This is a genomic window from Neobacillus sp. NPDC093127 (assembly GCF_044754175.1).
Lineage (GTDB): Bacteria > Bacillota > Bacilli > Bacillales > Cytobacillaceae > Neobacillus.
This window is the reverse complement of sequence record NZ_JBIVOP010000015.1, coordinates 55,957-68,263: the sequence shown is the minus strand read 5'-3', so window position 1 is coordinate 68,263 and position 12,307 is coordinate 55,957. Positions and strand designations below refer to the sequence as shown.

10 protein-coding genes, 1 pseudogene and 3 other annotated features are annotated in these 12,307 nt (G+C 39.5%); of the genes and pseudogenes, 9 read left to right on the top strand and 2 right to left on the bottom strand.

Going from position 1 to position 12,307, the window contains the following annotated elements; genetic code table 11:
* Positions 1-311 precede the first annotated feature (311 nt).
* On the bottom strand, positions 312-3,407 hold the full coding sequence (gene ileS, locus ACIQCO_RS19535; RefSeq protein ID WP_400431355.1) for an isoleucine--tRNA ligase: 3,096 nt from the start codon (positions 3,405-3,407) through the stop codon (positions 312-314).
* A gap of 56 nt (positions 3,408-3,463) precedes the next feature.
* Positions 3,464-3,703: a binding site (T-box leader), on the bottom strand.
* 185 nt (positions 3,704-3,888) lie between these two features.
* On the opposite strand from ileS, the gene ACIQCO_RS19530 reads away from it, so the two are divergent.
* The 3 genes from ACIQCO_RS19530 (at position 3,889) to ACIQCO_RS19520 (ending at position 7,322) form a co-directional block, all read left to right on the top strand.
* Complete coding sequence (locus tag ACIQCO_RS19530) at positions 3,889-4,359, top strand: hypothetical protein (RefSeq protein WP_400431352.1); 471 nt, start codon at positions 3,889-3,891, stop codon at positions 4,357-4,359.
* A 252-nt stretch (positions 4,360-4,611) separates the two neighbouring features.
* Positions 4,612-4,850, bottom strand: a binding site (T-box leader).
* Positions 4,851-4,963: 113 nt separating this feature from the next.
* A complete protein-coding gene (gene pdxR, locus ACIQCO_RS19525) occupies positions 4,964-6,412 on the top strand; it encodes a MocR-like pyridoxine biosynthesis transcription factor PdxR (RefSeq protein WP_400431349.1) in 1,449 nt (482 codons plus the stop codon).
* Between the two features lie 4 nt (positions 6,413-6,416).
* The gene (locus ACIQCO_RS19520) at positions 6,417-7,322 is read left to right on the top strand and encodes a D-alanine--D-alanine ligase (protein WP_400431346.1); all 906 of its coding nucleotides are present in this window, start codon (positions 6,417-6,419) and stop codon (positions 7,320-7,322) included.
* A 97-nt stretch (positions 7,323-7,419) separates the two neighbouring features.
* Here ACIQCO_RS19520 and ACIQCO_RS19515 read toward each other — a convergent pair.
* Positions 7,420-7,548, bottom strand: a pseudogene (locus tag ACIQCO_RS19515) (SDR family NAD(P)-dependent oxidoreductase); the annotation flags it as partial.
* 154 nt (positions 7,549-7,702) lie between these two features.
* Between ACIQCO_RS19515 and ACIQCO_RS19510 the strand changes: the two are divergent.
* The 6 genes from ACIQCO_RS19510 to metG all read left to right on the top strand — a co-directional run bounded on the left by ACIQCO_RS19510 (position 7,703) and on the right by metG (position 12,197).
* Positions 7,703-8,443, top strand: a complete 741-nt coding sequence (locus tag ACIQCO_RS19510) for a hypothetical protein (protein ID WP_400431343.1) — start codon at positions 7,703-7,705, stop codon at positions 8,441-8,443.
* Complete coding sequence (locus ACIQCO_RS19505) at positions 8,444-8,806, top strand: GntR family transcriptional regulator (protein ID WP_400431340.1); 363 nt, start codon at positions 8,444-8,446, stop codon at positions 8,804-8,806.
* On the top strand, positions 8,807-9,520 hold the full coding sequence (locus tag ACIQCO_RS19500) for an ATP-binding cassette domain-containing protein (RefSeq protein WP_400431337.1): 714 nt from the start codon (positions 8,807-8,809) through the stop codon (positions 9,518-9,520).
* Complete coding sequence (locus ACIQCO_RS19495; protein ID WP_387317886.1) at positions 9,513-9,686, top strand: DUF4017 family protein; 174 nt, start codon at positions 9,513-9,515, stop codon at positions 9,684-9,686. The genes ACIQCO_RS19500 and ACIQCO_RS19495 overlap by 8 nt, the downstream gene beginning before the upstream one ends.
* A gap of 114 nt (positions 9,687-9,800) precedes the next feature.
* Positions 9,801-10,187, top strand: a complete 387-nt coding sequence (locus tag ACIQCO_RS19490; protein ID WP_400431331.1) for an FxsA family protein — start codon at positions 9,801-9,803, stop codon at positions 10,185-10,187.
* 73 nt (positions 10,188-10,260) lie between these two features.
* Positions 10,261-10,512 (top strand) — a binding site (T-box leader).
* A gap of 47 nt (positions 10,513-10,559) precedes the next feature.
* Entirely contained in the window at positions 10,560-12,197 is a 1,638-nt protein-coding gene (gene metG, locus ACIQCO_RS19485; protein ID WP_400431324.1) for a methionine--tRNA ligase, read from the top strand.
* The last annotated feature ends 110 nt before the right edge of the window (positions 12,198-12,307 follow it).

The following is a 12,307-nucleotide window of genomic DNA, read 5'->3' as shown; positions in this document are numbered from 1 at the left end:
CCCATGAACACGGGAAAAATCCAAGAACGGGCACTCTGAGAGGTCCACAGTGCCCATGAACATGGGAAAAATCCAAGGACGGGCACTCTGACAGGTCCACAGTGCCCATGAACACGGGAAAAATCCAAGAACGGGCACTCTAAGAGGTCCACAGTGCCTATGAACACGGGAAAAATCCAAGAACGGGCACTCTAAGAGGTCCACAGTGCCCATGAACACGGGAAAAAGCGAAGAACGGGCACTCTGAGACTTCCACTCTGCCATTTAACAAAGAAAAGACGGCTAACACGCCATCTTCCTTATACGATAATCTAATACCTCAATGAGACCTTTACTAACTCATCGCCAAATTTCACTTCAATAGCCTGTTCGCATTCATTTACCATGTCAAAGCTAATCTGGTGGACAAGTACATTCTCCTTTATCAGCCCCTCAAAGCGTTGAATGATTTTTTTACCCTTCTCCGTTGCTGAAATATCGAGTGATATATACATTTCTACAGGTAAGTCTAATTTTTTTCGCGTTTCTTGAATCGCTCTGATTAATTCTCTTACTCGACCTTCGTCCACTAATTGAGGTGTGAGTTTTACATCTAACAATACCTTTAACTGCTGATCGCCTGCCATCTCAAATCCAGATGAAACCATATATTCGACAGTAATATGTTCATTCAGTAATGTTACCGTTTGTCCGTTAACATTGATTTCAAGTTGACCATTGTCTAATAATGATTTTTTCTCACGATCTGGCATTTGTTCGACGTAACCCTTGACCGAGTTTACCAGCTTACCGAATGCCGCACCTGCTGTTTTAAAATTTAATTTAAAAACAAGCGATTCATATTGAGATAAATCTTCTGTAAAAACAACCTCTTTAACATTCAACTCATCTTTAATGACATTTTCGTAAGTATGAAAATTACGGCTGCCTTCTTGCTGCCAAACAATCATTTGCTGCAAAGGCTGCTTAACTTTCATGTTTGTCGCATTGCGAATACTGCGGCCGAGCTCCACTATTTTTAGGATTGTTTGCATGTCAGCCTCTAAATCAGGATGAATCATGGAATCATTAGCTTTCGGATAGTCTTGTAAATGAACACTATCTTGATGCAGCTTCAAATGGATATCTTCTGCCACATATGGTACAAATGGAGCCAACAAACGACTGATTGTCGTGAGTGCTTCAAATAGTGTTGAATAAGCAGCTCGTTTATCTTCTGAAAGTCCGGAAGCCCAAAAGCGATTTCTTGAGCGCCGTACATACCAATTGCTTAATTCTTCAACTAATGCTGCAATCTCACGTGTTGCTTGCGTAAATTGATAGCGATCCATATGGCTCACAACCAGCTTAACTGTACTATGAAGACGTGAAAGGATCCATTCATCCAGGATTGTTTTCGTTCCCGTCTGTTGGGGATCGTAGATAAAACCATCTATTTTTGCGTACATCGTATAAAACTTAAACGTATTATCCAGTGTATCAACCAATTTTGATTTTGCGTCTTGGACCGTCTTTTTCGAAAAACGTTTCGGATTCCACGGAGAGCTATCGACTAAGAAGGCCCAGCGCAATGCATCCGCACCGTATTCCCTGATGAGCTCAACCGGGTCTAAGGCATTGCCTTTGCTTTTAGACATTTTCTGGCCATGCTCATCAAGCACGTGACCAAGTGACAAAATGTTTTTATAGGGTGCTTTTCCCGTGAATAGGGTGGAAACAGCGAGCAGACTGTAGAAAAATCCTCTCGTCTGGTCAATTCCTTCGATAACGACATCGGCCGGGAATTGTGATGCGAATAATTCTTTATCACCAAATGGATAATGGTGTTGTGCAAAGGGCATTGAGCCGCTATCGAACCACACATCAATGACTTCAGGCGTTCGCTCCATGACACCTTTACATTTCGGACATCTACACTTTATTTCATCAATATAAGGCTTATGCAGTTCGATATCATTTGGTACTGGCGTTGCCGCTAGTTTTTGAAGTTCTTCCATACTTCCAGGTGACACTTCATGCTGACAATCAGAACATACCCAGACATTTAAAGGTGTACCCCAGTAACGATTTCTGCTAATATTCCAATCAACGAGATTTTCAAGGAAGTTCCCGAAGCGTCCATCTTTTATATGGTCCGGATACCACGTAACGGTCGCATTATTTGCTAGCATCTTCTCCTTTAAAGCCGACATCCTGATAAACCAGCTATCTGTTGCGTAGTAAAGTAACGGAGAGTCACATCTCCAGCAATGCGGGTAGCTGTGCTCATACTTTTCTTTATGAAAAAGAGTACCCTGTTCGGAAAGCATTTTTATAATATCCACGTCACAGTCCTTCACAAATCTTCCCGCAAGCTCGACAACATCAGCTGTATAACGCCCTTGTTGATCGACCACATTTATAAACGATAACCCATGTTGCTGAACGGTTTTATAATCATCTTCACCGTAAGCTGGGGCAATGTGAACAATCCCTGTTCCACTCGCTTCCGTGACGTAATCTGCCAAAACGACATGATGTCCTTTCTCGACAGCCACATAATCGAATGGTGCATCATACTGTATTCCTTCAAATTCACTGCCGCTATGTTCACTTAACACCGTGATATGCTCCCCAAGGACTTTTTCTGCTAATGGTTTTGCAACGATATAAACGACATTTTCTTTTAAGGCACGGACATAGGTTAAGGTCGGATTCATCGCAAGGGCAACGTTTGCCGGCAATGTCCAAGGTGTTGTTGTCCAGCCTAAGAAATATTCATCTTCCGCGTCAAGCCGTTTAAATTTAACAGTAGCCGATAAATCCTTCACATCTTTATAGCCTTGTGCCACCTCGTGGGAACTTAAAGAGGTTTGGCAGCTCGGGCAGTATGGTGATACACGATGGCCCTTATACAACAAATCATCTTGATGAACTTTGCTTAATATATTCCATACGCTTTCGATATAATCATTGCTTAATGTCATATAAGGACTGTCCATATCTACCCAATAACCTAGCTCTTCTGTAAAGGAGCGCCATTTCTTCTCATATGTGAATACACTTTCTTTGCATTTATTGATAAAAGGCTCTATACCATAGCGTTCAATTTCTTGTTTCCCTGAGATCCCCAGCTGTTTTTCAACACCTAGCTCAACTGGAAGGCCATGTGTATCCCACCCGGCCTTTCGTTCCACTTGAAATCCTTGCATCGTTTTGTACCGTGCGACCACATCTTTGATCGTCCGCCCAAACGCATGACCAACATGGGGCAGACCATTTGCCGTTGGCGGCCCTTCGTAAAAAACAAAGGGTGTCTTGCCTTCTCTTAATTGTACTGATTGCTTAAAGGTGTTTTTTTCTGTCCAATAATGACGGATATTCTCCTCACGCTGTGCAACAGTTTCCTTCCCTTCATTCACATTCATCGATATCGCCCCTATTCTAAAATGGTTAAAAAACATACAAAAAACCCCGTCCCATGTAAAGGGACGGGGTTAACCGCGATACCACCCTAATTCTATTGAACCGATCCAATAGCACTTAGCAACGTACAATCATACGTGTTCCTTGTAACGGTAGAAGCCCGATTAGACTTACTACAAGTTTCAGCCTAACTTCTCAGAGAGGATTTTCACGAAACACTCGAACACCGACTTGCACCAAAATGTCGGCTCTCTGTGGATCAAGACGAAACGCTACTTTTTCTCATCAACGAATTTGTATGCTTTTATTGGGTTGTATTATAACGGATATAAAAATGGTTGTCAAAATATTTTTAGAAATATTTCGTAATTTTTCACAAAGACAAATGGAATATTATGCTAAAATGGATATAATTCTTCTTTTTTGAAAAAGAGGTATCATTACAAAATGAGAGTTTATCGAAAAAGTAAAAAGGAGGTAAATATGAAAAAGGCAATCTTTATTTTTATATCTTTTTTAATAGGCATTGGCGTAGGGATATTAGCAAATAAAGAATATGGAAAATTTCACCCCACTTCAGGACCAAGCGGCGCAACTTCTTCTAATGAAAATGATAAGCTGAATGTAACCCTGTTTGTTTCAACCCCAATCCAAACATTCAAAGGAAAAGTTGTTCAGGTGAAAGCAACAGTTACAAATAAATCAAACCAAGATATTGATTTGAGTTCAAAAAAGTGTAAGCAAATATTGCAATTTTCCCAGTATTACGGAGAAAAGAAAGTGGAGGACTCTGATCATACTTGCATTCAAGATGAGTGGATACGGTTATCAAAAAACGATTCATTTTGGAAAACAGTGGTATTACCGTATGATGAGAAAGCTTTAAAGAAATACAAATCGGGAAAAATCACAGTTACGGTGGAGGGCTTAACCACTGAAGCGGGAATGTTTTAAAAAAATTGCTGAAAACGTTGGTATTTCTAGTATTCCGTAACTAATCAAACGATTGATTAAATCTCTGGAGTTTTTTATGAAGGAATAGATGATGAAGGAAAAAAGCATCATTGCTTAAAAGTATTTCCCCCTGTCCAATAATGACGGATATTCTCCTCACGCTGGACGAAAGATTCCTTCCTTTCATTTGCCTTCATCGATATCGCTCCTTTTCAAAAATGGTAAAAAAACATACAAAAAACCCCGTCCCATGAAAGGGACGGGGTTAACCGCGATACCATCCTAATCCTATTGATCCGCTCAATTGCACTTAGCAACGTACAATCATACGTGTTCCTTTTAACGGTAGACGCCCGGTTAGACTTACTATAGGTTTCAGCCTAACTTCTGAGAGAGGATTTTCAGGTAACACTCAAACACTGACTTGCACCAAAATGTCAGCTCTCTGTGGATCAAGACGGGAAGCTGCTTTTTCTCATCAACGAATTTATCCAAAGAATATCATTGTTTGCGGCACCATACCACAAGACCGTAAAATTACATATTGTGTGGACCTTTTGGAATCGTTCCAAACGTGTAAAAATGTAAGAGAGGGGTAACAGTAGTGTTTAACGATTTTAAGGTTATAGAAGGCCGTCCTGTTTATATTCAACTGAAAGAATATTTGAAAAGAATGATTACTAACGGGCACTTGTTTGAGAACCAAAAGCTTCCATCCACCCGTGAACTTAGCTCTTACCTATCAGTAAGCCGAAATACCGTTTTAACAGCTTATGCCGACTTGGAACAGGAAGGCCTTATTTATGCGGTAAAAGGAAAAGGAAACTTTGTTAGTCAAGTGGAGACCTTCAACGCCCCATCGATCCAATTGAATTGGAAAGATAAAATCAATGAGCAGACGTATTTGGCAGATGAGTTGGACCTAATGAAGCATGGCGTCCGCTGGAATCACGATATGATCTCCTTTAATAGTATCGCCCCCGATGAAAAGCTTTTTGATGTAGAAAATTTTAAAAGAGCCTTCTTAAATCGGATGGCTATTGAAGGCAATATCGTTCTTAACTATGGTTATGCCAAAGGATACAAACCACTGATCGAATACTTGCTTCATTATATGGAAGTTAAAGGTATTGACATTAGAAATAAAGATATATTGATTACCAATGGATTTACAGAAGGTTTAGATCTCCTATTATCCTCTATTCATAAAAAGAACGGACGTATTCTTTGTGAAAATCCAACCCATCATACGGCGCTAAAACTGTTTCGATTACATGGCTTTGAGATCGAGGGTATTGATATGGATGATGATGGTATCGATGTTTCAAAGCTTGAATCGTTTTTATCAAAAAAGGAATACGATTTTGCCTACCTAATCCCGTCTTATCATAATCCAACTGGAATCGTTACGTCCTCAGAGAAAAGAAAGGAGATTATGGAGCTTTTTTCTGCCTATCAACTACCTATCATTGAAGATGGATTTAACGAAGAATTAAGGTATTCAGGATCACATCTGGCGCCGTTGGCTGCCTTTGCAGGAGCCGGTAACAATGTCATTTATATTAGCAGCTTCTCTAAGATTCTTTTTCCGGGCTTACGAGTTGGGTGGATTTTAGCAGACAAGGATTTGATTTATTACTTGGAAAGTATGAAAAGAGCTCGTACTATTCATACGTCTACCCTAGATCAAGCAGTGTTATTCCAATATTTAAATGACGGCTGCTTTGAGAAATATCTAAAAAAAGCTAAATCAGTTTATAAGAAAAAATATGAATTAGCCGTTCATTCTTGCCAACAAGCCATTCCTTATAAACGAATGACTGGGGACGGCGGACTCCATCTTTTTTTAGAATTAGAAAATAATATCGATTCACGAGGTCTTTTAGAAAAATGCTATCAAAAGGGTGTTGTTTTTTTGCCAGGTGATGTCTTTTACACGGACGATAGTGGAAAGGACACATTACGGTTAGGATTTTCCAGGCTGACGGAAAAAGAGATCACTCAGGGAATTAACATCATAGGTGACACATTAAGAATTGATTTTGGAGGCTAAGAAAATGAAAGTTGGCGTAATTATGGGAGGCGTTTCCTCCGAAAGACAGGTTTCGCTCATGACAGGTGAAGAAATGATTGCGAATTTAAATAAAATTAAATATGAAATTGTACCAATCCAAATAGATAACAAAGAAGATTTGGCAGATAAGGTCAAAAATCTCGATGTTGCACTACTTGCACTGCATGGGAAGTACGGTGAAGATGGCACCATTCAAGGTACCCTTGAGACCCTTGGTATCCCATATACAGGGAGCGGGGTACTGTCCAGCAGCTTATGTATGGATAAGAATATTTCAAAGAAAATCATCCGTTATGAAGGAGTGCAAACACCGGATTGGATTCACCTTACGAATATAGAAGAACTTAATTTGGATGAACTAGACAAGATGGGTTACCCAGTAGTGGTGAAACCTAATTCGGGCGGTTCGAGTGTAGGAGTAAAAATTGTTTATGATCCAGACGCGATTAAGTCTTCAATTGCTGAAGTATTCGAAGAGGATGCTGAAGTGATCATTGAAAAGTATGTAAAAGGTGGAGAAATCACTTGTTCTATACTAGATGGAGAGCTCTTACCTATTGTTTCTATTCGTCATAAGGCGGAGTTTTTTGATTATACCTCCAAATATAATGATGTGGCTACGATTGAAGAGGTGATCCAGCTCCCGCCTGAAATACATGACAAAGTTGCTTTTGCTGCAATGACCTGCTATAAATCATTGAAATGCAGTGTTTATGCCCGCATCGATATGATGATTCAAAACGATATTCCTTATGTCATGGAGGTTAATTCATTACCAGGGATGACGAAGAATAGCCTGCTGCCAAAAAGTGCTGAAGCAAACGGGATCCCTTATGGTGAATTGCTTGACTTGATTATAGAAAACTCACTAAAAGTGAGAGCGATGTAAGGGATAACAATAGATTATAAAGAATGCGAGACCAACGAAAAGGGCGCATTTTAGACTCCAGCATGGGGCTGGAGTCTATTGATTATGTTCAATTTTGAGTACCTGCCTTTTCATCTATATCTGCTAAAACGACATTGGCCCCTTTTTCTGCATAAAGAAAAGCAATTCCTCTTCCAATTCCGTTTCCAGCCCCTGTTATGACCACTGTTTTATTAGAAAAATTCATTGTATTTACACATCCTTTTTAATTTATAAAAGTAACACAAAAGAGGAACGGGGGGGGGAAGGGATAAAAATATTTCTGGAAAAAAACAGTTGCATTTTTATTTGTACCAGTGTACCATCAAGGTAATACACTAATAATAAAGGAGGAGGATATTTTGATCAAAGGACAATTGTATCTAGAATGGCTGAAACACCGTGAAAGGGTAATCACGACCTTTGTCATCATTGTTTTGCTTGGAATCGGGCTATCGGTGATTAGTTATGTGAGCCAGGTCAGCTTCGTTAGTGATTTTCTGAGATATTACATTTATTTTTGGCTCAATGTAGTGCCATTTCTAGTTGTCATTCCACTGTTTATTATGCTAGAGAAGGACTTGAAAATTCGACATATCTGGCTCTATACACAAGCTTCTCTCCGACAGCTCTTACATGCAAAAGTACTGTTTTTAGGTCTTGTCTGTACGGTATTCATTGTTTTCCTGTGTATCGTTGGAGTGATTTGTGAATTCAGCGTTCAAAACGCAAGTCTTCAATCAATGATAATGCCGTATGTCATGCTCAGCATTAGCGCACTTTTTAAAGTAGTCGTTATGCAGTTATTATTTTTACTCATTTGGAGTCTATCTCAAGCGGTTACAGTCTATTCGCAAACCTTAGGACTGTTTGTTATCCCAGTCATGTATGTACTCTCGATCATCGGATATTCGAATTATTATGATTTAGTTCAAGTCGGAGCAGTGCCACTTCATATTAGCGGCATCATCATCCAAAGTGATTCGCTGTCATTATATTTGTTGGAAGACGCTTACATGGGTGAAGTCTTTGCAGGGGTGTTTATCATGGCCCTAAGTTTATTCCTGTCCGCCAGACTTTTAAAAAAGAAGGTCGGTGATTAAATGGGCATCGATTTTGAAAAAGACCGGCCAATTTATCTGCAATTAGTGGAAAGAATTTGTGGCGAGCTTGTGAGCGGCTCCCGGAAGCCGGGGGATAAACTGCCATCCGTCCGTGAATTCGCGCTGGAAGTTGGCGTCAATACGAATACGGTGCAAAATGTCTACAAGCAGCTTGAACAAATGGAGTTAACGGAAACGAAGCGAGGTCAGGGCACTTTTATTACACCCGATTCTTCAAAAATAAGCTCCATGCGGGAAGAGTTAAAGGAGCAGCTAGTTGACCGTTTTTTGAACAATGTTGAAATGATGGGATTTACCCAGGATGAAGTACTGCAGACGTTAAAAGAAAGGAGTGAAAGATGAGTGCTAGAGGTGAAAAATCTCCAATTCCACTATCATAAGCAACCTGTGCTTCAAAATGTCAATGTTCAAATTGAACTAGGGAAAATCATTGCCCTTGTCGGCGAAAACGGAAGTGGTAAATCAACATTCCTAAAGCTGCTGGCAAACTTGTTACAGCCATCAAGCGGTCAAGTCTTATTGAACGGTTCAGAAACGACAAGAGCATCACTGGCAGCAATTGCATTTATGGCTGATGATCAACACTATTATTCATATCTTACCGGGGATCAGTTGTTTACCATTTTTGACACACAATTTCATGATTTTCAGAAGGCAAAAGCGCAGGAAATTGCTAATTACTTGCGGATTGATTTAACAAAAAAAATTTCGACGATGAGCAAGGGGAACATAAGCCGCTTAAAACTCGCTGCCGCCTTTGGGAGAGATGCGAGCTATTATCTGCTTGATGAGCCGTTTTCAGGACTCGATCCGCTCGTTCGCGAGGATGTAGTAAAAAGCTTGATTCAATTTGTTGATTTAGATAAGGCGACAATACTGATGAGTACGCATGAAATTGACGATGTATCAAGAATCATAGACGAAATCATGATTTTGAAAGAAGGAAAGATCATCGCTCATGAAAATGTAGATGATGTTCGCAGCGTTCATGGAATGGAAGCAAAGGAATGGTTTACATCATTTTATAAAAATAAGGGGAGAACTGAGGATGAATAAATGGACAATTTCATTGGCTGTCTATGTAATTGTGTGCATCGGCGCGGTATTAAGTAAGGGGAGTCAAGGATACGATGCGTGGAGCTGGAAGCTGTTTGTCGGGCAAGTATTTGCCATTCCGATTACTTTAATCGTATTTGCAACGCTCCACTTTAGAAGCAGATAAACAGGGACTGTTCCTTGTCCCAGTTATCCTCTCCAAACAAATAATCCAGGAATTTTCAATTAAAAAGTCATTCCTGTATAATGAAATTATATTGTTTGGAAGGAGACCCTTAAAATGCGTTATTTGTTTATCTTGATCATTGCGATTCCAGCAGCAGAAATAGGGTTACTCCTCTTTTCCGGAAAAACAATTGGAGTTTGGCCCACATTACTCCTCATTATTTTGACCGGCGTAATTGGTGCGTATTTAGCGAAGAGAGAAGGATTACAAACGATTCGGAAGGCCCAAGCCCAGCTGCAAAACGGCCAAATTCCAGGTGAAGCGGTATTAGATGGAATTTGTATATTAGCAGGCGGAATACTTTTGCTATTACCGGGTTTCATAACAGACATTAGCGGCTTTTTAATGCTTTTTCCGCCAACAAGACGCGTCTTTAAATTCTTTATGATTAATTCACTAAGGAAAAGGATTCAAAGAGGGAATATCAAAATAATAAAATAAAATTATTAACTAGGATTAAGAAACATTTGCTTTTTTTGTAAAAAATAATATAATTGTTTATATATTTTGGAAACTAACGGCTTTGATAAGGAAAAGTAGATGGGGCAGTGTTTGATAGAGAGCTTCTGATGGTGGAAATGAAGCAAATGAACCCTTTTGAAAATGACCTTTGAGCTTCGTACCGAACGCTTTAGCTAGTAGGCTGCGACGGGAATGGCACTCGTTATTACAGCGGCAGTATCTCTTTTAAAAGACGTACTGATTGAGGCAAATAGTGTGAGCTATTTGTAAATGTAGGTGGTACACGAGTAATCTCGTCCTAATCGTAATGATTAGGGCGTTTTTTTTATTTATTTTTGGGAGGAATTAGAAATGACAATCGTTATAGGCGGAGCATGGCCATATGCGAATGGATCGTTACATCTAGGCCATATTGCGGCATTATTGCCAGGAGATATTTTAGCAAGGTATTACAGACAAAAAGGAGAAAAAGTCGTTTACGTTTCAGGAAGTGATTGTAACGGCACACCCATCTCGATTCGGGCTAATCAAGAACATACGACAACAGATGTAATTGCTAACCGATATCATGAAGAGTTTGCTGAGTGTTTTAAGAAATTAGGTTTTACCTATGATCTTTACACAAGAACAGATGCAAAACATCATCATGAATCCGTTCAAAAGCTATTTTTAAATCTGTTGGAAAATGGCTATTTATATACAAAAAAGATTGAACAAGCGTATTGTGAGCATGACAAGCAGTTTTTACCGGATCGTTTTGTCGAGGGGATTTGTCCTAATTGTGGGGCCAAGGCGAGGGGAGACCAATGTGATAACTGTTCGAAAATTCTCGACCCGCTGGATTTACTTGAAAAACGATGTAAAATTTGCGGAAATGAGCCAGTAATTAAGGAAACGGAGCATTTTTATTTTGCTTTTAGTCAATTTCAACAGGAGTTAGAGGACTTCGTCGGCAAAGCAGATGCGGATCATCGCTGGCGGGAAAATGCTCTGGCGTTAACGAAAAGATATCTGCAAGAAGGCGTTCCAGATAGAGCTGTTACACGAGACCTGCCTAATGGTGTGGATGTTCCCGTCGCAGGATTTGAAGGGAAGAAGATATATGTCTGGATTGAAGCGGTTGCGGGATATTTAACGGCCAGCATAGAATGGGCTAAACAAAATGGAGAAAGTATTGAGCAAATATGGAACGAAGACACAATTTCTTATTATGTCCATGGGAAGGATAATATTCCATTCCATACGGTTATTTGGCCCGCTATTTTAATGGGTATTAAGAGCAAAGCATTGCCGACGCATATTATTTCGAATGAATATTTAACATTGGAGAAAAGAAAGTTATCAACGAGTCAAAATTGGGCGGTTTGGGTTCCGTACATTTTAAGCAAATATGATCCCGATTCCATCCGCTACTTCTTAACTGTCAATGCTCCGGAAAATCGCGATACCGATTTCTCATGGCGTGAATTCATCTATAGCCACAACGGTGAATTGCTTGGGGCCTTTGGTAATTTTGTTAATCGCACGTTAAAGTTTATTGAAAAATCATTTGGCGGAAGCATACCGCAAGTTGAAGTAGAAACGGAGATTAAGAATAATACAATTGAACTTTACAACTCTACAGGAGATTTAATTGAAAACGGGCATTTTAAACAAGCCCTAGAGGAGATATTCCAGTATATTCGTAGTACGAACCGTTATTTTGATGAACAACAACCATGGATTCAAGTAAAGGATAATCCTATTAAAGGGGATGTTACGTTAGCAACGTGTACGTATATCATTTTGAATTTAGCTCAATTACTGCAGCCATTTTTGCCCTTTTCCTCAGAAAAGATTCGAAAAATGTTAGGTGTCTCAACAGTTGAATGGCATGAACAATCACAACTGCCAAGTAAAGTAGAATCCGTATTACCGTTGTTCGAACGCTTAGATATTCAGTTGATTGAAGAAGAATATAATTATTTGGTTCATTCATCAACAAGATAAAAGCATTTTAACTATACAAATGTTCTAACTCTAATAACCAATCAAACGTTTGATTAAATGGTTGAACCCGCTGATATGACTGACCCGGAGAAACCAATCAAACGTTTGAT